This window comes from Rhizobium sp. SU303, from assembly GCF_021052345.1.
Taxonomy (GTDB): domain Bacteria; phylum Pseudomonadota; class Alphaproteobacteria; order Rhizobiales; family Rhizobiaceae; genus Rhizobium; species Rhizobium laguerreae.
Genome location: NZ_CP088095.1, coordinates 2675748 through 2698445, shown reverse-complemented (window position 1 = coordinate 2698445; position 22698 = coordinate 2675748). Strand labels below are relative to the sequence as shown.

Sequence of the window (22698 nt, the reverse complement as noted above, 5' to 3'; positions counted from 1 at the left end):
GAGTCCAAGCTTACGTTCATTGCGGTGATCGTAGAGCTGGGTCGTGCGGGTCGTAGCAGCGTTTGCTGCCTTCTCCAGCGTCCCGCCAGGCCTGCCTCGGACAGCATAGTCATCAGGGGCAGAAAAATAATTTTCAGGAGGTGAGGGGACAAATTGACTCGTATTGCCTCCTCACAGCTGGACAAGCGATGACAGGCGCAAGCTTCATATCTTGCTTGCTAGATCGTCGACACTGACTAGGTGCGCCCGACGTCGGGCAATCGCTGCTGTTAGCGGGCCCACAAGCTTGGCATTGTGGGCGTCAACCTGAGCATTGGCGAATCCAACATATTCGCGCAGAACTTCCTCCTGGCGGTCGATCTCCCGCTTAAGCGTCTCGGCATCCTTCCATACCGATCATAACGACGCCGAGATCGCAAAAAGTCTGTTGGCTGACGCGCACGTTCAGCCGCTGAATGTCGATTTTGCCAACCAAGAAACGTTGGGAAAAACGATCTGGCAAAAGACGACGAGATTTGTCGTGGTGGCTATCAGTATATTCCGATAAGACCACCCGCGTAATTGCATTTCGGTGTGATATTCGGGAATTCCGCACCACTGGCATTGCCGCTTTGATCCGGCTTGGTCGCGATGCGGATGCTAAAACTTGGGGACGTGCATGCTGTACTCAGGATAGCATCCCATCCTTTGTTCTTTGAGCAATGGTCATAAGTAGAAGTGCAATTTTTACATACGGTTGGTATCGCGAACCATTTCCCAAAATTGCCGTTTCGGTCAGTAGTTGATGCAAGTACAAAGCACTCATTTGACATATTGACGAGGCCAAGCAGCCAGTCACGACCAACCACTGGATCGTCAGGAACAGGTTGAAGCCTGTCGTCGATGTCGACTTCTGCAATCTGATACGTCTTGGTTTCCGCGATGGTTTCGAACACTTCGTATTGCATCTTGCAACGTCTCCAAATGCCTGTGGCGCTCTTTGCGTATTCCTAAAAAAATCGTCAAGTAATGTGCAATCTACTGCGATTCTAGATTGCATAAATCAGCACTTCGATCAATATGTTTGCATAGGTAAATTAATATCTTGGGTGTTAGCTAATAGCGGAGGGGCGATTATGGATAGGGAAATCGATGTTGTCGTGAACAACAGAAATGACGACAGAGAATCCGCTAAAGACAGAATTAATTGTGGTTTCATACTGACGACAATCAATGGAGACAAAATTGGTCCGTTCAATGCGCAAAAAGATGCGAAAGCGCATAGTATTTCAAAGTCTCGTATAAAAATACCCGACAAGAAATACAATTGCGTAGAATTTTTTTGGCATAATGCTGGTGAAAAGGTTGGATACTTTCAATCTTTTCCTAAAGATTCAAAATATGATGGCTTAACTTGGACTGCTATATACATAGATTTTTCCTCATTAAAATTGGGAAAAACTATATACGAACAGGTAAGTGGCGGCTTGGCAAATTCGAGCGCCTCTGTCGAAATTTGATGTTGGATGAGATTGGGGGCGGCTAATGAAAGTTACCACAGTCTGTATTACGCTATGTCTTTTGAGTGGCGCTGGAAGCTCATTCGCGGCTGACTCCGTTGAGCAAAGAGAGTTTCGGCTTGCTGTAGAGAAACAACGTGCGACCTATCTGGCGCTACCTGCAGAGTGGCGAGTCGCTGAAAGAAACCAACTGGTTGTGCAAAGAACATACGCTAGGGCTTCAGCAGCGGTATCAACTTGCAGGAGGAAAATCTGGAGCAGTTTGTTCAAAGATGTTTTTTCCTCGCTCGAAGGAAAAAGGTCCGAACTTGATCAATCTCTCAAGGACGCGGAGAAAGTCAGACGAAACGCTCAAAACGTGCTGTCAGTTCAAGATGTTGCACGGAAACGTGTTGAAGCGAAATACGCTGGAAAAGAGCGCGGATTTGATTATTGGTCTGATTTTTCGGAGGTGACATCCACCGTGATGACCGAATATTACCAGCCAATGAAGGAAGTGCTGTTCGCTTATGGTGAATACCAAAAGGGTTTTACTACTTTGTCTAGAGATATGACCCGTGCCGCTAACGAATGTAACTCAGGTAACCCTAAAAAGGCAGTCGAAAAATTGATTGCTGGCATTGATATATTCGGTAAAATATCCAAACTGATTGTAAGTCGGCTACTGCCATTTTTGGCCTAAGAGTCGGATTCGAAAAGCGTTCAATCGACATCCATACCTTGCTAGCGTCGGGTGATGAGACGAATGTGGGCGATCATCATCCACGCTTCGGCTGATGCTATGGCGCGTTCGACGTGCCAATCTGCGGCATCTGCCAAGCGAGGCGAAGGTCTGGTCGACCACCCATCGACGCGGCAGAACCTCGAAGGCTTTCGCCTTGACTGAGCGCTTGATGATCTCGACCGTTTAGCGCCCGATCGTCTTCACTCGCCGCTTCAACTTGTCGCCCGCACAGCCACCATCGGCGAAGACATGCAGCAACCATGGCCACCTTGGCGGATGGATTTCAGGAGATCGGGAGCACCGTCGCGATCCGGGATGTCGACGCTGTGCACCATGAGACCGACCATCAGGCCGAGCGTATCGACGATGATGACGCTTGCGGCCTTTAGTCTTCTTGCCCGGATCATAGCCCCGGCTGCCGCCGCTTTCCGTGGTTTTGACACTCTGGCTATCGATCATACCGGCCCTCGGGCTTGCCTCCTTGCCCTCCAACTCGCGCGTTTCTATCACGAGACGATGTTGATACGTGTCCAAAGTCCCAACGCCCTCCTTTCATAGCAATAGCGCTGGACGGTCGAGCAGTGTGGAAAATCCTTCGGCAGCATCCGCCATTGGCAACCAGTTGTGGCGATATAAAGCAGGGCATTCACCACCTCTCGCAAATCCGTGGTCCGTGGACGCCGCAAGCGCGGCATTGGCAGAAAAGACTGAACCAGACCCCATTCCCAATCTGTCATATCGCTTGCTATTGTGAGATCGGTAATACACCGAGGGGTTCGCCGTCTGGTTTCCAAATCACCGCCGGTGGGGTGCCAGGAGTCTGAAGCGCTACAAAAATGCTACAAACGCGCAATTTGCCTCTGATTTATATCAATAAAATACGGCTATCCGTCCAGTCGATCATCGGGGCGACCGCAAAAATCGGCCTCTACTGCGTCATCGACGTACCATTGTTCCTTGTTACCGGGCGCTGCAGTGCGGTGCCCCGTCGCCGCGAGGGTGGGTGGGCATCCATAAAGGGCGCATATAACACTTGCCAATGCGATGACAAATGACCGCAGATCACCACAAACAGAAACGGCGCCCCTTGCGGAGCGCCGTTCATGCCGCGTGAGCGGAAGTCTGACTTACGAAGCCGAGATGTTGACAGCCTTCGGGCCCTTGCCCATGCGGTCCGGCTCGGTGTCGAAGGTAACCTGCTGGCCTTCGCGCAGCGACTGGATGCCAGAAGCCTGCAGCGCAGAGATATGGACGAAAACGTCCTTTGCGCCGCCGTCCGGCGTGATGAAACCAAAACCCTTGTCCTGGTTGAAGAATTTTACGGTGCCCTTGGTGGCCATTGGGATCGTCCTTTTCCCTTAGTCTGTGTAGTATCCGCGCCCCCGAGAGGAAGCGGACGGCTTTAGCTTTCGCCCCGATCGATTGGGACGAAGGGTCAGTCGGAGAAGTCACGTACGGGGAAAGAACGTCTACGTAGGCGGGTAGTCCCGCGCCGCCTTCCAAACGGAAGGGATTACCACATCAGTCCAGTCACCGGCATGCAAATGCCCGAGTAAGTCAATTCGTGCCAGCATTTCGGGCAAAAAGCAAGCGGGATTATTGTGGCACGCCCGCATCGATGTCGGGAAATGCCGAAGATTCAGATACTTGACGGTGGGTTAACGGATTCTTGCACGCCTGTGCCATATCGGGATTCCGTGCCGAAACGGGATGAGCGGCAGATTCGATAGCCGGGCAGGTATTTGTTCGGGGGCGGTCGGGGCGGCGGGCACGCCGATCAGTCTCTTAGTGAGGGTGAGGAGTGGAGCAATCGATCCAGAGAATTGATTGGCCGTGACAAACGCAGGGTCGCCTCGAACCACGAGGGCGGTGGCTGGGCCGCCTACTTATTGCACATCCCCCAGCAATCCGCTCAGGCTCCATGGATTATCACCCTTCTGGTTCGCAATGTCGTCGACCTTCCAGCCGCCGTGTTCGCGCACCAGGGTATAGAAGAGCGTCACTTCTTCGCCATTTTCGAACTGCACCTCCACCTCGGCCTTGTCATCCAGCAGGATTGGTTGGCCGATCCTGACGTCGCTCGCCGCGCCGTCCTGGCCTGCGATGACGGGATCGAAATCGATCGCGCCGACATCACCTTCCGGCGTGTTGTCGAGATCGGTCCGGAGGAGTTCGTTCAAGTGGTCGGAGAAGAAGGTCGAATAGGGCGAGGGCGCCTCGGCGTCGCTGTTGTCGGTGTCGTAGCTATAGAGTGCCTTGAGCAGCGCCTTCGGCGTCTTGTAGGTCTGTGCCGATGCGGGCAAGGCTGCAACCGCCGACACGGCGAGGGCGAGGATGAATGTGGGCAGGCGCATGCGGGCTCTCCTCGGATAAGCGGTGAATTATAGCGGAAGCAGGCGCTGAGGTGGAGCGGCATTTTTGGAAGAGTGATCAGGTTTGGCTCGGTCGCTATCGGCCGTGTTCCGATGACAGGGCTCGGCACTTGCTTGTGACAGGCACCCGGGCGAGACTTCCAGATCAAGCTGGGGAGGGCGAGATGAAATGCATCGTCGGATTCTTTATGACCAAGCCTGGAAAGCGCCATGCCTATCTGGCCGCGGCGCAGAACCATCTCGAACAAAGCCGGCTCGACCCGGATTGTCTCTATATCGAGCTGGTGCCGATGCCCGAGCATCCCGACAAGATCCTGCTGGCCGAGGCCTTCACCAGCGAGGAAGCACATCGCCGGCACGAGGATACGGACCACATGCGCGAGCTATGGGCCGTCGGCCCGACGCTGCTGTCGCATGTCGTCATCGACAATGTGATTTCCGCTGAGGTGGAGCATATCGACGAGCGGTTTGACTGATGGGTGCCTGATTTCGCGCGGCCACCCATCGGTGGGGCTTGCACCACTGCAAGTCCCACCTCGGTGCCCGGCAATTCTGTCGCGGCTAGATCAATGCCTCATGCGACAGCGCAAACGACGGCTCGAAGACGTCCTTCACAGCCAGCGTGAAATCGTGGCTGGTGACGTTTCCGGCCGCGTCGTAGGCTTCGGCGGTAAAGGTCAGGCTGTGGGTGCTTTCGAAGTCGATCGCCGCCTTCGTCTGGATCTTGTTGCCGACGAGCTTGAAGACACCGTCCGCATCATCGGTCAGCCGCCATTTCACCGTGTCGCCTTCCGGATCCTTTGCCGTGAGCAGGCCGACGGAGGTGCCGATCGCGACATTCTCGGAGATCGAGCTGCGCGAGAAGGCGAGATTGGTCGGCGCCTTGTTGACGGGGGCCTCGTTGACGTCGAGCACGTTGATCGTGATGTCCTTTTCGACCGTGACCTTGCCATCCGAAACAGCAACCTTGATCGTGTGCGACTTGTCCGTCTCGTAGTCCAGAGCCTTCGAGGTGACGATACGGTTGCCATTGATCCGGAAGTGGTCGTTGGCTCCTTCGATCAGCGTATAGGTGAGCGCGTCGCCATCGGCGTCCTTGGCGCTGAGCAGGCCGACCGTGGTCCAGATCGGTGTGCTCTCCAACAGGGAAGTTTTCGAGAGCTGTATATTGGTGGGCGCGCTATTGCTGCCGTCGGGCGTGAACTTTCCCTTGGCGAAATCGTAGACGCCGTCGGCAAAACGGGCGAATTCAACATCGGTCAGCGTATCCTTGCCCTCCAGGGCGCTCGTCAGGATGTGGCTGCCATTGTTCAACGCGAAGGAGTATTTGGCGAAATTCCCTGAGAAGACTGCCGTATCGATTCCCGCACCGCCCAACAGCACGTCGTTGCCGGCGCCGCCTTCGAATCTGTCATTGCCGCCGGTTCCGAAGAAATAGTCGTCGCCGCCGCCGGTCTTGACGTCGATGCCGAAGGCGGTGCCGAAGATGTCGACGTGGCGGTTTGCCAGTTCGTCGGAGAGGTCGGCATGGGCGCTGTCCGTTAAAGTCAGTGCGAGGACATCGTTCTCATAGCCCGGCATTTCGTATTTGACGATCTTGTCGAAGCTTTCGAACTGGGCGGCCGAAGCAAGAACCTCGGCTCCCGCCGTTTCAAGAATTTCGACGTTCTTGATCGTCAGGCCGGCAAGCCCGATGAATTCCATGCTGGGGCCCAAGGTCGGCTCAATGACGCGTAGCGTATCCGTGCCGGCGCCGCCGTCGATCACTCCGGAAATCGCGGAAGAGTGTGTCCGCAAGGTGATGGCATCGTTGCCTTCGCCGGCGTCGATATCGAAGGTCTCGGGAGTGGTGGAAACATTGTCGCCGTCGAAGATTGCGTCGTTGCCCGCACCGCCGGTCAGCTTGTCATTGCCGCCATTGCCAGAGATTGTGTCGTTGCCGGTGCCGCCGTCCAAAATGTCATTGCCAGCGGCACCGTGTAGATAGTCGTTGCCGCCGCCGGTCTTGACGTCAATACTGGAGTCCGTGCCGCCGATGGTGACCGAATTGTTTGCCAGTTCGTCGGAAAGATCGAGATGGCTGCCGTCCGTCAATCTCAAGGAGATGGGAAACTGATCGGTCGGACCGGTCGAGCTGATGATCTTGTCGAAGCTTTCGAACTGAGCGGACGATCCTTTGGTCTCGATCGCCGACGCGCTGAGGATTTCAAAGTTCTTGATCGTCAGGCCCGTCATATCATTGGCTTTTAGCGTGTCGATGCCGGAGCCGCCGTCGACTGTTCCGGACATCTGATGACCGAAGAGGCCCTTGACCAGGGTCACGCCGTCGTCGCCAGTGCCAGCATCGATATTGAAGACCTCAGCGACGTTAGCAAAACTATCGCCATCGCTGATCGAGTCGTTACCCGCACCGCCCCTGATGACGTCATTGCCGAGACGGCCGGAGAGCCCGTCATTCCCGTCTCCGCCATCTAAAGTGTCATTGCCAGCGGTACCGCCCAAGAGGTCGTCGCCGCTACCCGTCGTCACGTCCATGCTGGAGCCGCTGCCGACGATTTGGACCTTACGGCTTCCCAACTCGTCGGAAAGATCGAGATGGGCGCCGTCCGTCACTTGCATAAGGATGATATTGGCCGGATTGTCCGTGTTTGTGATCTTGTCGAAGCTTTCGAACTGCGCCGCCGAGCCAATCGCCCATGTCCCCGTATCAAGGATTTCGAAGTTCTTGATCGTCAGGCCCGTCAGAAGACCGGCCTGCAGTTTGTCAGTGCCGGCACCGCCATCGACCGTTCCGGAATCGGCGATGCTGTCATAGTTCTGCAAGATCACGGTGTCATTGCCATCGCCGGCATCAATGTCGAAGGCTTCGGAGCCAATGCCACTGAAAAATTGGCCATCCATAATCTTGTCGTTGCCGGCGCCGCACCTGATGACGTCGTTTCCGTAGCCGCCATCGATGGTGTCGTTGCCAGCTCCGCCGGTCAACCGGTCATTTCCTGCATTGCCGTCGATGACGTCGTCACCGGCGCCTCCATCCAGGATGTCATTCCCGCTGAGCCCGGTGAGGTGGTCCCGGGTGCCGCCGGTGGTGACGTCGATACTGGTGGTGTCCTTGTCAGGAGAGATGTAGACCACGCTGGGCCCGATCTCCTGCGAGAGATCGACATGGGCGCCGTCCGTCAACCGCAAGGTGACCGTTGGAGTGAAGCCGGGACCGAGGTTGGGGGTGATAATCTTCTCGAAGCTTTCGAACTGCGCGGACGATCCGGTAACTTCCAATCCTTGCGTGTCAAGGATTTCGAAGCTTTTGAGCGTCAGGCCGGTCAAATTGGTGGCTTGCAGCGTGTCGACACCGGGACCGCCATCTACTTTGCCCGAGGGTGTACTGCCGACCTCCTGTAACAACGACACGGTGTCCTTGCCCTCACCTGCATCGATATTGAAGACTCCGGTCGTAGAACCTTCATCGACAATCCAATCGTCACCTGCGCCACCCTTGATGACGTCATTGCCGGCCTCGCCGAAGATCTTGTCATTGCCGTCGCCGCCATTCAGCACGTCGTCGCCGGCTCCGCCGTGGATCAGATCGTCGCCAACGCCGCCACTCAGCGTGTCTGCACCATCACCACCCGAGATGGTGTCATTGCCTGCGCCCGTCGTGATCGTGTTGTCACCGCTCGAGCCTGTCACGTTCGCGGAGACCGAGCCCAGTTCGTCGGCCAGATCTGCCACGCCGGAATCGGAGACGACCAGAGTGACGGCGGCGAGGGGAGTAGCTTCGGAGTGGCGGATAACGTCGTATGCTTCGAACTCAACGCCGGTCCTGGTAAGCGTCGTGCCGTTCGTGTCCAGAATATTCAAGGCCATGTTAAACTTTCCAGAAGATACGTTGGATTCTGCAAGAACGGATTGTGTTTTTTCTGCCGTTCCGGGTGGAGAAGGTTCGTGTCGGAGGCTGCAGCCACCTTCTTTGGAAAGTGGCGACCGCACGTTGGAACTCAGGGTAATGGCAGCGCCGTGCTCGTTTAAGCGGGCACGCGGGCGCATTCTGCGCTTGTCGCGGGACGCATTTCTGCGTCCCGCGACGGTCGTTGCTAGATGAGCGCGTCGTGCAGCAGGCTCGAAACCGACAGCTCGAAGACGTCCTTCACGGCGAGCGTGAAATCGTGGCTGGTGACGTTTCCAGCCGCGTCGTAGGCTTCTGCAGTGAAGGTCAGGCTGTGGGTGCTTTCGTAGTCGATTGCGGCCTTTGTCTGGATCTTGTTGCCGACGAGTTTGAAGATGCCGTCGGCATCGTCCGTCAGCCGCCATTTTACCGTGCCGCCTTCCGGATCGCGCGCCGAGAGAAGGCCGACCGAGGTGCCGATCGCGATATTCTCGGAGACCGAGCTGCGCGAGAAGGCGAGATTGGTCGGCGCCTTGTTGACTGGGGCTTCGTTGACGTCGAGGACATTGATCGTGATGTCCTTTTCGACCGTGACCGTGCCATCGGACACAGCCACCTTGATTGTGTGCGACTTGTCCGTCTCGTAGTCCAGCGCCTTCGAGGTGACGATGCGGTCGCCCTTTATCCGGAAGTGATCGTTCGCCCCGTCGATCAGCGTATAGGTGAGCGCGTCGCCATCGGCGTCCTTGGCGCTGAGCACGCCGACCGTGGTCCAGATCGGCGTGTCCTCGGAGAGGGCGGTTTTCGAGAGCTGGATGTTGGTCGGCGCGTTATTGGTGCTCGTGAAGGTTCCCGTGGCAAATTCATAGACGCCGTCGGCAAAACGGGCGAATTCGACGTCGGTCAGGATATCCTCACCGTCCTGCCCGCTCAGGCTGCTCACGATGTGGGATTCGATGTCGTAGCGGTAGCCGAGCATATAGTCGGCGAACTTAGCGGAGAAGACCGCGGTGTCGGTGCCGGCGCCGCCGTCAATGATGTCGTACCCGCCGCCGCCCTCGAGAATGTCGTTGCCGTCGGTGCCCGTAAACTCGTCGTCGCCACTGCCGGCCTTGACGTCAATGCTTGAGCCATAGCCGGTGATAAAAGCTCCGTGGTCTCCCAACTCATCGGAAAGATCGAGGTGGGCGCTGTCCGTTATTGCCAGTGAGGGGCGAGAAACAACGTCGAACGGATTGATCGACCCGACAATGCTATCAAAGCTTTCGAACTGCGCGCTCGAACCGGCAACCTGAAATCTTGCAGTGTCAAGGACTTCGAAGTTCTCGATCGTCAGGCCTCTCAGATCGGGGGCTTGCAACGTATCAAATCCGTCACCGCCATTGATTGTTCCGGAAATCAACGGAGCGAATGGCTGCACGATGACGACATCGCTGCCGTCGCCGGCGTCGATGTTCAAGACTTCCGGGACGAGCCCGAGATCCGGAGAGAAGTTGCCAACATCACCGTCGGTGATCGTATCGTTGCCGGCGCCGCCTTTAATGACATCATTCCCGCCGTCGCCGAAGATCTGGTCATTGCCGGCGCTGCCATGCAGCGTGTCATTGCCAGATCCTCCATGGAGATGATCGTTTCCGGCGCCGCCGTTCAGCGTGTCCGCGCCGTCACCGCCGGAGATCGTGTCGTTGCCTGCGCCCGTCGTGAGCGTATCGTCGCCGCTGGAGCCCGTCACATTTGCGGAGCCCGAGCCCAGTTCGTCGGAAAGGTCTACCGTTCCGGAATCCGAGATGACCAGGGTGGCCGCGACGAGGGGATTGAGCTCGGAGTGGCGAATGACGTCGTAAGCTTCGAACTCCGCGCCGGTCTTGGTGATCGTGGCGCCGTTCGTCTCCAAGATATTCAAAGGGTTACCTGGATCGGTACTGTCGCCGGTGAAAGTTCCGGTGGCGAAATCGTAAACACCATCGGCAAAGCGCGCGAATTCGACGCCCGTCAGCGTATCCGTACCTTCTAGCGCGCTCGTGACGACATCCCTGCCATTTTCCAATGCAAGGGAATAGTCGGAAAAATTACCGGCGAAAACAGCCGTGTCGGTGCCGTCGCCACCATCGAGCTCGTCGTCGCCATCGCCGCCGGTCAATTTGTCATTGCCGCCGCTGCCGTCGAAAATGTCGTTGCCGCCGCTGCCGTCGAAAATGTCGTTGACGTCGCTGCCCGCAAATACGTCGTCGCCGTCGCCGGTCTTGACGTCAACGCCGGAGGGATTGTTCCAGCCCGAGACATGAGCTCGGCGGTCCGCCAGCTCGTCGGAAAGGTCGAGGTGGGCGCTGTCCGTTACCTCCAAAGAGGCGAAGGAATTGAGGATCGGATCTGTCGACCCGAGGATCTTATCAAAGCTTTCGAACTGCGCGCTCGAACCCTTAACCGTGTATGGCCAGGTTTGAAGGACCTCGATGTTCTTGATCGTTAGACCGTCGAGCGAATAGGCCTGCAGCGAATCGATCCCGGCGCCGCCATCGATTGTTCCTGATTTCTGTAGTCCGAAATTCTCCAAAACTATGGAGTCGTCACCGTTGCCGGCGTCAATGTCCAAAAAGTCCGGCTGCGAGCCGCTGTCAGGTATTGGCCAAGCACTGTTACTATCGTATATGTAATCGTCGCCGTCACCGCCGATCAACTTATCATTGCTGCCACTGCCGAAAATTGAATCGTTGCCGGCGCCGCCACTCAACGTGTCTATGCCGTGGTTATCCGAGATGGTGTCGTTGCCCGCGCCCGCCGTGATCGTGTTGTCGTAGTAAGAGCCAAACACGTTCGCTGAGGCGGAGCCCAGTTCATCGGCCAGATCCGCCACGCCGGCATCGGAAACAACAAGAGTGACCGGTGCGGAAGGGTTGGCGGCGGAGTCGCGGATAACATCGTATGCTTCGAACTCAGCGCCGGTCTTGGTAACTGTGGCGCCGTTCGTGTCCAGAATATTCAAGGCCATATATTTCTTTTCCCCAAAAGATGCTTTGTACTCGGCAATATGAGACATCCGCGAAAGAACTGTTTTATTGCTCGGCGGACGACAACCCCTCGGGGATCTATGCCAATCCCCGATTAAGTTTTCAATGCAAAATTGTGTCTTTTCATTGCTTTTTTAATGAAAAACTAAGGATGAAATACTGGGAAAACGAATTTTAATTTCAGAACTCAAAGTCATGCTTTGGTTTCATAAATAGTGTTATCTTTCAATGTCGGGCGAGATTCTCTCGCGAAAATTGTGTTTTCAGCGGTTCATCGGTAGTGCTGCGCCGCGCGACCATTCGCGTCACTATCGCCGGTTGCTGTTGGCTTCGACTTGTTCAGACTTCCCGCGCGGGAGAACTACACGAGCTTGATGAGTCCTGCCTTCGTCGGCCTGAATCCACAGGCGCGGTAGAAGCGGGTCAGGTGCGGTTCGAAATCGACATGCAGCCACTCGGCGCCCCGCTCCCGCGCAACCCGCGTCGCTTCCCTGATCAGCCGCGTCGCGATCCCCTGCCGCCGCATGTCAGGATGAACCGAGGTATCGAGGATGAAGGCATGGATGCCGCCATCCCAGGCGACGTTGACGAAGCCGATGAGCTGGTTGTCGTGGTAGGCGCCGACATGGGTGAGGCTGCGGGAGAGGATTGAGGTGAAATCGCGCGGGGCAGGGGTGCCCCAGGCGGCGGACCAGAGGGTGTCGAGTTCGGCGGCGGAGGGGAAAGGATCGATGCGAATTTCTGGCATTGGGAATTCCGTTCTGTGGACACGCAGCAAGCCAGAGAGGCTGATCCATAAAATCGCCCATGGTGTCTCCAAAGCGATTCCCTAGACACGCACCCATGGTGTTGGCATCCGAGATTCCTCAACCGCACTGATTGCGAAGGCGCGGCTGACCCAGCGATACACAAACTATCTTAAACCAGGCCGCCTGGTTGGCCGGTTTGTCGTTATCGCCCCGGCCGCCCAGTCTTCCCCTTCGTCCGCCCCTTGCGCTTCTGCTCGCCCGGATCCTCATAGCTCCCCACGCCCGTCTTCCCGCGCACGACCGGCCGCAGGTCGTCGCGCTCCGGCTGCCCTTCGAGCAGCGGTGAAAATCGCTTCGTGCCCTTCTGCCCTGCGCTTGCGCTTCGGGCGTTCGTTGCTGCAATCGATTCACTGGATCGATTGCTACGCTTCGCGTACCGCGCCTCACCATCCGGCTTTTCCGGCAGTGCGCCGGTGACCGGCTTTTCGGTTCGGCCGACCGTCATTTCGTCGAGGTCATTTTTGCGGAAGAGGGTCTTCTTGGCGGGGTCGGCGATGTCGCGGCCCATCTCATCCAGCGCCGGCTTGCGGAAGAGAGGGGTGGTGGTGTCGGTGCCTGGGCCCATGTCGTCGAGGCTGGGTCTTGAGAAGTAGGAGGGCGTGGCCCCCTCATCCGCCCTGCCTGGCACCTTCTCGCCGGCTGGGAGAAGGGACTCGCGGGTCGCTTTGGCATTCCGTCTGACGCCTTCCATTGCCTTTGACTCTTCTCTAGCCATGGGATCGTCCATAATCGCCAGCTCGGCAGCCTTGAGGCGTTTGATTTCGTCGCGGAGGCGGGCGGCTTTTTCGAAGTCGAGGTCGGCGGCGGCATCGCGCATGCTCTTTTCGAGCGCGTTGAGATGGGTCTGCAGGTTGTTGCCGACGAGGTTGCCGCCATCGGCGAAGCCTTTGCCCGAGACGCCCGAGATATCGGCGCGGACGTGGTCGCGTTCGTAGACGGAGTCGAGGATGTCGGAGATCCTGGCCTTGACCGATTCAGGGGTGATGCCGTGTTCGGCGTTGTAGGCCATCTGCTTTTCGCGGCGGCGGCCGGTTTCCTCCATCGCCCGCTTCATCGAGCCGGTGACCTGGTCGGCATAGAGGATGACCTTGCCGTCGACGTTACGCGCGGCGCGGCCGATCGTCTGGATCAGCGATGTTTCCGAGCGCAGGAAGCCTTCCTTGTCGGCGTCGAGGATGGCGACGAAGCCGCATTCGGGAATGTCCAAGCCTTCGCGCAGAAGGTTGATGCCGACGAGCACGTCGAAGGCGCCGAGGCGGAGATCGCGGAGGATCTCGATACGCTCCAGCGTGTCGATGTCGGAGTGCATGTAGCGCACGCGCACGCCCTGCTCATGCAGATATTCGGTCAGGTCCTCGGCCATGCGCTTGGTCAGCACGGTGCAGAGGGTGCGGTAGCCCTTGGCTGCGGTCTCGCGGATTTCGCCGAGCACGTCGTCGACCTGGGTGCGGGCCGACCGGACCTCGACCGGCGGGTCGATCAGGCCGGTCGGGCGGATCACCTGTTCGGCGAAGACGCCGCCCGATTGTTCCATCTCCCAGCCGCCGGGCGTGGCCGAAACGGCGATGGTGTCGGGGCGCATGGCGTCCCATTCCTCGAAGCGCAGCGGCCGGTTGTCCATGCAGGAGGGCAGGCGGAAGCCGTATTCGGCCAGCGTCGCCTTGCGGCGGAAGTCGCCCCGGTACATGCCGCCGATCTGCGGCACGGTGACATGGCTTTCGTCGATGAAGACGAGGGCATTGTCGGGGATATATTCGAACAGCGTCGGCGGCGGATCGCCGGGGTCGCGGCCGGTGAGGTAACGTGAATAGTTCTCGATGCCCTGGCAGGAGCCGGTGGCTTCGAGCATTTCGATATCGTAGCGGGTGCGCTGCTCCAGGCGCTGGGCCTCCAGCAGGCGGCCGGCCTTTTCCAGCTCGGCGAGGCGAAGCCTGAGTTCCTCCTTGATCGACTTGATGGCGCCGTTCAGCGTCGGGCGCGGGGTGACATAGTGCGAATTGGCGTAGATCTTCACCGATTTCAGGTCGCCGACCTTCTGGCCGGTCAGCGGATCGAACTCGGTGATGGCGTCGATCTCATCGCCGAACATCGAGATTCGCCAGGCGGCATCCTCCAAGTGGGCGGGGAAAAGTTCGATCGTGTCGCCGCGCACCCGGAAGGAACCACGGGTGAAATCCATGTCGCGGCGCTTGTATTGCTGGGCGACGAGGTCGGCCAGCAGCTGGCGCTGGTCCAGCCGGTCGCCGACAGACATCTGGAAGGTCATCGCCGTATAGGTCTCGACCGAGCCGATACCGTAGATGCAGGAGACCGAGGCGACGATGATGCAGTCGTCGCGTTCGAGAAGCGAGCGCGTCGCCGAGTGGCGCATGCGGTCGATCTGCTCGTTGATCGAGGATTCCTTCTCGATATAGGTGTCGGAGCGCGGCACATAGGCTTCCGGCTGGTAATAATCGTAGTAGGAAACGAAATATTCCACCGCATTGTCTGGGAAGAAATTCTTGAATTCGGAATAGAGCTGGGCGGCCAGCGTCTTGTTCGGCGCCAGGATGACGGCCGGGCGCTGCGTCGCCTCGATTACCTTGGCCATCGTGAAGGTCTTGCCGGAGCCGGTGACGCCGAGCAGCACCTGGCTGCGGTCGCCATTCTCCAGCCCCTCGACGAGGTCGCGGATGGCTGTGGGCTGGTCGCCGGCCGGCTCGTAATCCGACTGCATGCGGATGGCGATGCCGCCTTCGGATTTGTCCGGCCGGGCAGGGCGGTGCGGCGTCCAGATCTTGCCGTTCTTGTGCAGTGGATTGCCGCTCTCGATCAGCGCCGACAGCGCCTCGACCGTGGCGGTGACGGCGGTGCCGGCCTGCAGCGACGAGGCCTCCTCCAGCGTCGTATCCATGCCGGAGACGGGATTGAGGCCGGCGGCCGCACGCGTCTTTGGGTCGGTCGAACCGCCCATGGAGGTGCCGCGTGCCGATTTCGACGCGCTGACGTCGCCGTCGCTGGTTTTCGTCCTGGCGGCGATTTCCACCTTCTTGCGGTGCTTGCCGGCCTTGGAGGCGATCTGGCGCTGAGTCTCGACGCCCGAGGCTTCGGCATCGGCCTCCAGCTGCTTCACCCAGTCGGCAACCGAGCCTGAGAGGGGGGCTCCCTCAAAAGACGATTGAGGGGCTTCCTCGAAGCCATTCGGGGCGGGGGATTTCTTCGGAGATCTGGCCATGGCGGGAATATGGAGAGAGTCAGCGCGAAAGTGAAGAGGGAAAGAGTACAAAAGGGAAACGAATGAATCGTTCGGATTTTTGAATAGTTCCCAAGCGTATGGCGCTGCGAAGCCGGCGCACCCGCCCCGGTCCTTCGAGGCCCCTACGGGGCACCTCAGGGGTGAGGCTCTCTTGAGCGTTGGCGCGGTATTCTTCCAGCACCGGCTATTCGGCTACGGCATTCTCCAACGCCCCTCATGCTGAGGTGCGCAGCCCGCAGGACGAAGCCTCGAAGCACGCGCCGCAGCGTGGCTGCTGGCGCCATTGTTTCCTCGCATGGATTACCGGCGACCGTCGAATGCCGGGCAGCGATGGTCCGGCTCCGCACTGGAACCGAGATCGGCCTTCGGCAGTTAGTTTCCTGTCACTTCAGCTTCAGGTGCAACTGCCATTAGCGACCATTCCGCCTTCTGGAAAAAAACGATCTCGATCGACCTCGATACCGGCGAACGCCTGGTTCTCCGCTCACCGCAGGATGCGCTTTATGCACTCGTCTCGGACTGGCCGGTCAATGGCGGCGTCCATCAGCAAAGGGCGATCGATTTCTGCCGCGCCTGGCTTGCCGGACGAATGCCGGCCGAGACGGTGCGGCAGGCTTTCATCCTGGCCGCGCTGGAAGCCGGTGTGCCGCTCCATGATGATGGAGACGGGGCCGAAGCCGCTGTTGTGAATCCTCCAGTATAGGAGGAGCGACGCCGGCTACATTCAGGCTTCACGCGGCCCGGTATTCCCCAGCATCAACAATATTCCGTTGATGTATTGCAAATAAGAGGCGAGGCGCCTGGCGGCCTCGCGATCACTTTCCGGCGGCGGTCCTGCTCAAACCGTGAGAACCATTCCCACGCTCGCCAGCACACCATTTTCAAAAGACCGACGACCTGGAGTGATCCGCAGCCGGCGCTCTGCAATACCACACGATGACGGCAATCGTTCCAATGGGAAACAGAATCCCGAGAAGCTGGTGCCATCCGCTTCGGTTGAGGTCGTGAAAACGCCGAGCGGCCATGGCGATTGAGGGAAGAAACGTCGCCAGCGACCATATCCCGTTCAATGTTACTGTTCGATCAACAAGGTATAAGGCGATGCTGACGAGAACGACGAAGAGCGTCGAAAACCAGAATTCCGATCGGCTGGCTCTGCCGGTGAAATCCACATATCTCTTGAAGTAGCTGCTGATCGCTTGGCCGAAACCCATTGCCTGCGGCAGGCCGCCGAAGCGGTTCGGGCCGGCGGGTGGTTTTCTGAAAATGAAGAACAATGGCACTGTTAGCGGGATCAAGACGACCAGCCAGTGAAAGAGAGAAAAACTACCCATGAGATACCCCAACGATTTGAATGGCATAGAGATAAGCAATGTTCGTTGCCGGAAGATTAATTGGCTTGCAATCTGACGCGTTCGGCAATCACAGCGTGAGAAACGGCGGCTGCCACGTTGAGGACAGTATAGACGCTTGGAAGAGGTTTGCAGCGCAGCTGGCAGCTCAGGGCTTGGCCAGCACCCGCGCCTGCACCGGCTGCTCGATGCCCTTGAGCACAAGCATGCGGGTCTCGGCGCCTGCGGCGAGATCGGCAGCCTTCGCCGCCGTTTCGGAGGAGATCAGGATCTCGCCGGCGGCGGCCTGGGATTCGAGCCTTGCGGCCTGATTGACGACACCGCCGATCGCGGTGAAATCGCTGCGAAAGCTTGAGAATTCGCCGATCTGGACCTCACCGGAATGGATGCCGACGCCGACACCGAGGGTGCGGCCGGGCAATGCCTCGAGCGCCAGACCGTTCAGCGCGGCGGCGCATTTTCGCTGGATCTCCTGCGCGGCCAGGATCGCGGCGCCGGCGTGATCGTTCCTGACGATCGGAAAATTGAAGATCGCCATCAGGCCGTCGCCCATCTGCTTGTTGACGATGCCATCATGCGCCCAGATTGCCTGCGCGCAGCGATCCTGAAACAGGCTGACGATCTCGCTCAGCTGTACAGCCTCGATGCGCTCCGAAAGATCCGTGAAGCCCCTGATATCGGCAAACAGGATGGTGGCGTCGACGGTGATCTGGCGCTGTTTCTTGACATATTGGAAGGAGCGTTCGCAGATCGTGCAGATATCGGGATTCATCTTGCTGCGGGTGATGCCGAAGGCGCGGAAGGGCAAGGCGAGAGGGCCGCCGATCGGAATCGGCATATGCATCTGGTCCCAGCAGCCGCGACAGATTCGGGCGCTGCCGTGCCTGGCCGGCTCTGTGGAAGAGGCTGTCGTCATATCTCGCAATCCATCGCCTGATAGGAAAAAATGAGCTTCCGACACTCGCCTGCTTTTGGCAACTCTCCCGACCTTCGAGGGCGACGATGGCTCGAACTATTTCGTCCGGCCCCATTCTTCTGGGACACGTCGCCACTAAGTTGAATATCGCGCGGTCCGGCGATAGCATCGTGCTGGGACCTACTGTAGAATATTGTTAGTAATACATTCGCTCTCCAGGAAAGACCGGGGATGGAGCGCCGTCTTGCAGCAATCCTGATCGCTGATGTCGTCGGTTACAGTCGATTGAGCCAGATCGACGAAGAGGGCACCCGCGTGCGTTTTCAGGCGGATCAGAACGATGTCTTCGAGCCGGCGATCGAACGTCACCACGGGCGGCTGGTCAAAACCATGGGCGATGGGCTGCTGGTCGAATTCCAGAGTGTCGTCGATGCCTTGCGCTGCGCGGTGGAGGTTCAGCAACTGAAAGCCACGCAGAGTGCCGCGGCGCTGCCGGAGCATCGGCTCGAATTCCGGATCGGCATCAATCTCGGCGATATCATCGTCGAGGGCGAAGACATCCAGGGCGACGGCGTCAATATCGCCGATCGAATACAGGCGCTGGCCGAACCGGGCGGCATCGCCATATCGGGCACGACATACGACCAGGTGAAATCGAAAGTCCCGGTCGGTTTCGCTTCGCTCGGCGAACAGCGATTGAAGAGCATCACCGAACCGATCCGGGTCTATCGCGTCCTGCTTGACCCGACTGCCGCCGGCAAAACCCTCAAGACCCGCAGGCGCCTGCCGAGACGCCGCCTGGTTGCGGGCATAGCAGCGGCCGTTATTCTCGCTCTCGCGGGCGCAGCACTCTGGTGGCAGCCATGGATGCCGGCAAAACCACCGGGGCCTGGCGAACGTTTCGCCTATCCTCTGCCGGACAGGCCCTCTGTCGCGGTTCTGCCCTTCATCAATGTCAGCGGCGACACCGAGCACGACCATCTTGCAGCGGGGTTGACGGACGATCTGATCACCGAGTTGTCCAAAGTATCGGGTCTTTTCGTCATCGCCCGCCACTCGGTCTTTGCCATCCGGGACTCCGTCGGCAAGATCCAGGACGTGGCCGCCGAACTCGGCGTCAAATATGTGCTCGAAGGGACCCTGCAGCGGGCCGGGCCGCGGCTGCGGATCAATGTCAAACTGATCGATGCGGTCACCGGCCTGTCGCTCTGGGCCGAGCGCTACGACCGCCAGTATGCCGACCTCTTTGCGGTGCAGGACGATGTGATCGGCAAGATCATCTCGGCCCTGTCGGTCAAGCTCAGCGCGCGCGAGCGCGACCAACTGGCCCGAATCCCGACCGAAAACCTCGAAGCCTACGATTATTACATGCGGGCCGAGCAGGAGGGCTTCATCTTGAGGGATGTCGACACTTATCGTCGGACGCTGTCCTTCTACCAGAAAGCGATCGATCTCGATCCGGGCTTTGCCAATGCCCATGCGGGAATCGCGCGCGTGGCCGTCGATGTCTGGCGCAACGACTATAATTACCTCTGGTCGGCTGCCGTCGCCCGCAAGATCGCCTATGACGCCGCCGGACAGGCCCTCAAGCTCGATCCCAACAATGCCAGGGCGCACACGGTGCTTGCCCTGCTGCAATGGGTGGATGGACGGGAGACGGAGGCCAAAAATTCCGCCAACATGGCGGTTGCGATGGAGCCGAACGATGCGGAGGCCGCCGCCAACCTCGCTCTCATTCTGGTCCATACCGGAAGCAGCGGGCAGGCGATCACGGAGATGGAAAAGGCTTTGCGGCTTGATCCTTCGCCGGCGTCGAGCTTTCAACTGCTGGCGGGGATCGTCTTTTATACCGCGGGCGATGATCAGCGCGCGATCTCGCTGATAGAGCCAACGCTCGACAGCCTGCCGAAGGTCGAGCCGGCACGCGAATACCTGGCGGCCGCTTATGCCGACCAGGGCAATGAAACCAAGGCTGCAGCGGAGACGGCAAAGCTGCTGGAGCTCTTCCCCGAAAGCAATCTCACCTATTACGGCTATCTCTATGATTACTGGCGGGACGGCGATCTGCAACGCCATCTCGCCGCATTGCGAAAGGCCGGCATTCCCGAATGGCCCTTCGGTTTCACAGGCAGTCAAGCCGACAGGCTCGGCGAGGCAGACCTGCGCAATCTTGTCGATGGCAAGAGCTGGACCGGCAAGCACAAGAACGGCACGGATTTCACCCAATATTTCGACAAGGCTGGAAACACTGCCTATCGCAGCGCGAATACCAATATCACCGGTATCGTCGAGGTGCGAGGCGACAGTCTCTGCGAAAAATTCGACGGCTATTTCCTCGACCGGATGGTGTGCGGATATGTTTACCGCAACACGTCAGGTGAACAGCGCGACAGGCCATACGTCCATGTCACGCCGCGCGCCTTGACGTTCTTTTCACCCACATCCTGACGGGTCGGGCGTTGCGGCTTCATTTCGTATCCGGTTGCTGCCAGACGGTATGCATCTTCTCCGAAATCAGCGTCTGCTGAACTTCGGACCAATGCTTCTTCGAGTCGGTCACCTTGGTCGGATTTTTCTCCATGCCTTCGGCTGCCCCTGGATCATAGCTCAGGTACAGTTTGCCATCGATGATCCGCCAGGCTTTCGGATCGATATTGGTGGTCACCGTCCCGAAAGACACGCCATCGGCACAATAGCCGCCATATTGCGGTGCATATTTGGATGGATCGCCCTTGAAGAGATCGCGATTTTCGGCGCTGGCGAAATACCAGGTCGCGCCAAGCCAGTGGTGGGAATATGTCTCGGATCCTTCGACGGCCTGGTTTTCAGTGAAGTAGGCGACCGGGTCATAACCCTTGATCGCGACATCGCCGAAATAGCCGGTATTGACGAGTTCCTCGGCCGCCATAACCTGAATGAAGGGGGGCTGAAGGAAGGAAAGCAGCATGACCGCAGCGCCAACAGCCACGCCCATCCGCTTTCCGGATTTTCGCACATGATAAGACATAACAAGCTCCGTTCCCGGACGCGGTCCGTTACTCCAGCGAAATGCTATTGCCGTTTGGTGCATTCCTTGTAGAGCGGTTCGCCCACAAGCTCGGCTTTCTGGCAAACAGCACCGGCTTCCATGAGTAATTTGGCCGTATCCCAATGCGCCCGCCACCCGGCTTGAGTGAGAGGCGTGTACCCGTTTCTTTCCGTCGCTTCGACATCCGCGCTCTTCGTCAGCAGAAAAGCGACCACGTCGGTGCGGCCCTCTTCGGCGGCGCCGTGCAGCGGCGACATCTGATAGAAATTCTTCCTGTCGTTGACATCAGCTCCCTCGGCGACAAGCCGTTTCACCACCTCCAGATTTCCTCCATAGGCTGCTGCATGTAGTGCCGTCAGCCCACCCTTGTTGCGAATTTCGATGTCGGCGCCGCGATCTAGCAAAAGAACGACGACATCGGCATGGCCCGCCAATGACGCGATAATCAACGCCGGCTCGCCCGCCTCATCGAGCTCCGACAGATCGGAGCCCTGGTCCAGCAACTGTGTGACGCGGGCGATATCGCCGTCCTTGGCCGCCTGATGCAAAGGACCTGCCCATGCCGGGAGGACGCCAATGACAAGGGTAGCAACAGTCGCGATAAAGATATTCACGGGCACGATCTCGGTTTGATCAGGGTTCGTATGCGCCGTTTTGTTGCGTTTTAGCACGTGTGCAATTCGTAAACAAGATTACGCTAATGGACGCGCTCCCGGCCAACACCACTCGCGCGCCAAGGCCGCGACCGACGGTTCCAAGGAATGCGGTCACACTTGTTACTCCCCCTGTTCGATTTCCGATGCGAAACTATCTCAGACCAATGCGCGATGAACCGGGCGTCCAAGCCGGGAATTCGCCCCAACGAGGAGACTGAAAGCCATGACTGCTTCAGCCGAGAATGGAAAAAGCGGACAAGCCATGCACAAGCCACCGGTCGTGTCGCCGCAGGCCTGGGAGGCGGCCCGCGCGCAACTGCTCGTGAAGGAAAAGGCTGAGACCCGCGCCCGCGACGCGCTGGCCGCCGAGCGCCGGCGCATGCCGTGGATGGCGGTCGAGAAGGCCTATGCGTTTGAGGGGCCTCAGGGCAAAGTCAGCCTGCTCGACCTGTTCGAAGGCAGACACCAGCTCATCCTCTACCGCGCCTTCTACGAGCCCGGCGTGTTCGGATGGCCCGAGCATGCCTGCCGCGGCTGCTCGATGGTGGCCGATCAGGTTGCCCATGTCGCCCATCTCAACGCCCGCGACACGACGTTGGTCTTCGCCTCCCGCGCCCCGCAGGCCGACATTACGCGGCTGAAGGCGCGGATGGGCTGGACGATGCCGTGGGTCACGATCACCGACAGCTTCGACAAGGACTTCGGCGTCGACGAGTGGCACGGCACCAATGTGTTCTACCGCGACGGCGAGCGCATCTTCCGCACCTATTTCATCAACAATCGCGGCGACGAGCAGATGGGCGGCACTTGGAACTACCTCGACATCACGCCGCTCGGCCGCCAGGAAGTCTGGGAGGATTCGCCCGAGGGCTATCCGCAGACCCCGACCTACAAGTGGTGGAACTGGCACGACAGCTATGTGCCGGACGCCGAGCCCGACAAGAAATGGGTCGAGGTCTCCGACGCCGGCGAGGCGGCGTTCAGGGCCGAGAGTGCAAACGAGAAACCGTAGGGTCGGTCCGGCCGTATCCTCCGTCCCGGCAGGAGGGTACGGCGGTCGTCTGAAAGTCTGGCGAACCGCAAATCTCCTTTCATGACGACGCATCAACTGGGCAGGTCGGGGCGCCGCTGGCGCTTGCTCCGTACCGTCGCCTCCCTGCACCTTCTGCGCGCAAAATTTCACCGACATATCTCCTTACTGTCACGGAACCAT

The 22698-nt window shown here is 58.7% G+C and carries 17 protein-coding genes and 1 pseudogene; 6 read left to right on the top strand and 12 right to left on the bottom strand.

Annotation, left to right across the window (positions count from 1 at the left end):
* Nucleotides 1–530: 530 nt before the first annotated feature.
* Nucleotides 531–947: a hypothetical protein gene (locus RlegSU303_RS13470; protein WP_131720169.1), complete on the bottom strand. Its 417-nt coding sequence runs from the start codon at nucleotides 945–947 to the stop codon at nucleotides 531–533.
* Nucleotides 948–1115: 168 nt separating this feature from the next.
* Between RlegSU303_RS13470 and RlegSU303_RS13465 the strand changes: the two genes are divergently transcribed.
* Complete coding sequence (locus RlegSU303_RS13465; RefSeq protein ID WP_131720168.1) at nucleotides 1116–1499, top strand: hypothetical protein; 384 nt, start codon at nucleotides 1116–1118, stop codon at nucleotides 1497–1499.
* 25 nt (nucleotides 1500–1524) lie between these two features.
* Nucleotides 1525–2181, top strand: a complete 657-nt coding sequence (locus RlegSU303_RS13460) for a hypothetical protein (protein WP_131720167.1) — start codon at nucleotides 1525–1527, stop codon at nucleotides 2179–2181.
* On the opposite strand, the pseudogene RlegSU303_RS13455 reads toward RlegSU303_RS13460, so the two are convergent.
* From RlegSU303_RS13455 to RlegSU303_RS13445, 3 genes and pseudogenes are all read right to left on the bottom strand, one after another.
* Nucleotides 2161–2960 (bottom strand): annotated as a pseudogene (locus RlegSU303_RS13455) (IS5 family transposase). The gene RlegSU303_RS13460 and the pseudogene RlegSU303_RS13455 overlap by 21 nt on opposite strands.
* Nucleotides 2961–3350: 390 nt before the next feature.
* Complete coding sequence (locus RlegSU303_RS13450; RefSeq protein ID WP_003540801.1) at nucleotides 3351–3563, bottom strand: cold-shock protein; 213 nt, start codon at nucleotides 3561–3563, stop codon at nucleotides 3351–3353.
* A gap of 546 nt (nucleotides 3564–4109) precedes the next feature.
* Entirely contained in the window at nucleotides 4110–4577 is a 468-nt protein-coding gene (locus RlegSU303_RS13445; RefSeq protein ID WP_131645387.1) for a DUF3828 domain-containing protein, read from the bottom strand.
* Between the two features lie 182 nt (nucleotides 4578–4759).
* Between RlegSU303_RS13445 and RlegSU303_RS13440 the strand changes: the two genes are divergently transcribed.
* Entirely contained in the window at nucleotides 4760–5071 is a 312-nt protein-coding gene (locus RlegSU303_RS13440; RefSeq protein WP_025395023.1) for a putative quinol monooxygenase, read from the top strand.
* An 85-nt stretch (nucleotides 5072–5156) separates the two neighbouring features.
* Here the strand turns inward: RlegSU303_RS13440 and RlegSU303_RS13435 are convergent, their stop codons facing one another.
* The 4 genes from RlegSU303_RS13435 to uvrB all read right to left on the bottom strand — a co-directional run bounded on the left by RlegSU303_RS13435 (nucleotide 5157) and on the right by uvrB (nucleotide 15512).
* Nucleotides 5157–8462 carry a cadherin domain-containing protein gene (locus tag RlegSU303_RS13435; protein ID WP_269207222.1) on the bottom strand — a complete coding sequence of 1102 codons (3306 nt, stop codon included), beginning with the start codon at nucleotides 8460–8462 and terminating at the stop codon, nucleotides 5157–5159.
* A gap of 227 nt (nucleotides 8463–8689) precedes the next feature.
* Complete coding sequence (locus tag RlegSU303_RS13430; protein ID WP_131720165.1) at nucleotides 8690–11470, bottom strand: metal-binding protein; 2781 nt, start codon at nucleotides 11468–11470, stop codon at nucleotides 8690–8692.
* A 380-nt stretch (nucleotides 11471–11850) separates the two neighbouring features.
* Nucleotides 11851–12237, bottom strand: coding sequence for a GNAT family N-acetyltransferase (locus tag RlegSU303_RS13425; RefSeq protein ID WP_064652913.1), 387 nt, complete (start codon nucleotides 12235–12237; stop codon nucleotides 11851–11853).
* Nucleotides 12238–12440: 203 nt separating this feature from the next.
* On the bottom strand, nucleotides 12441–15512 hold the full coding sequence (gene uvrB / locus RlegSU303_RS13420; RefSeq protein ID WP_131720164.1) for an excinuclease ABC subunit UvrB: 3072 nt from the start codon (nucleotides 15510–15512) through the stop codon (nucleotides 12441–12443).
* 430 nt (nucleotides 15513–15942) lie between these two features.
* On the opposite strand from uvrB, the gene RlegSU303_RS13415 reads away from it, so the two are divergent.
* On the top strand, nucleotides 15943–16236 hold the full coding sequence (locus tag RlegSU303_RS13415; RefSeq protein ID WP_312861302.1) for a DUF982 domain-containing protein: 294 nt from the start codon (nucleotides 15943–15945) through the stop codon (nucleotides 16234–16236).
* A 178-nt stretch (nucleotides 16237–16414) separates the two neighbouring features.
* On the opposite strand, the gene RlegSU303_RS13410 is transcribed toward RlegSU303_RS13415, so the two are convergent.
* A complete protein-coding gene (locus tag RlegSU303_RS13410; RefSeq protein ID WP_231283187.1) occupies nucleotides 16415–16867 on the bottom strand; it encodes a DUF805 domain-containing protein in 453 nt (150 codons plus the stop codon).
* Nucleotides 16868–17033: 166 nt separating this feature from the next.
* Nucleotides 17034–17801 carry an adenylate/guanylate cyclase domain-containing protein gene (locus tag RlegSU303_RS13405; RefSeq protein WP_131645381.1) on the bottom strand — a complete coding sequence of 256 codons (768 nt, stop codon included), beginning with the start codon at nucleotides 17799–17801 and terminating at the stop codon, nucleotides 17034–17036.
* A 231-nt stretch (nucleotides 17802–18032) separates the two neighbouring features.
* On the opposite strand from RlegSU303_RS13405, the gene RlegSU303_RS13400 reads away from it, so the two are divergent.
* Nucleotides 18033–20249 (top strand): adenylate/guanylate cyclase domain-containing protein, encoded by a 2217-nt coding sequence (locus tag RlegSU303_RS13400; protein WP_131645380.1) that lies wholly within the window; start codon nucleotides 18033–18035, stop codon nucleotides 20247–20249.
* A gap of 19 nt (nucleotides 20250–20268) precedes the next feature.
* Here the strand turns inward: RlegSU303_RS13400 and RlegSU303_RS13395 are convergent, their stop codons facing one another.
* The gene (locus RlegSU303_RS13395) at nucleotides 20269–20775 is read right to left on the bottom strand and encodes a YHS domain-containing (seleno)protein (RefSeq protein WP_131645379.1); all 507 of its coding nucleotides are present in this window, start codon (nucleotides 20773–20775) and stop codon (nucleotides 20269–20271) included.
* A gap of 77 nt (nucleotides 20776–20852) precedes the next feature.
* The gene (locus RlegSU303_RS13390) at nucleotides 20853–21500 is read right to left on the bottom strand and encodes an ankyrin repeat domain-containing protein (protein ID WP_131645378.1); all 648 of its coding nucleotides are present in this window, start codon (nucleotides 21498–21500) and stop codon (nucleotides 20853–20855) included.
* A gap of 208 nt (nucleotides 21501–21708) precedes the next feature.
* Between RlegSU303_RS13390 and RlegSU303_RS13385 the strand changes: the two genes are divergently transcribed.
* Nucleotides 21709–22497, top strand: a complete 789-nt coding sequence (locus RlegSU303_RS13385) for a DUF899 domain-containing protein (protein WP_131645377.1) — start codon at nucleotides 21709–21711, stop codon at nucleotides 22495–22497.
* The last annotated feature ends 201 nt before the right edge of the window (nucleotides 22498–22698 follow it).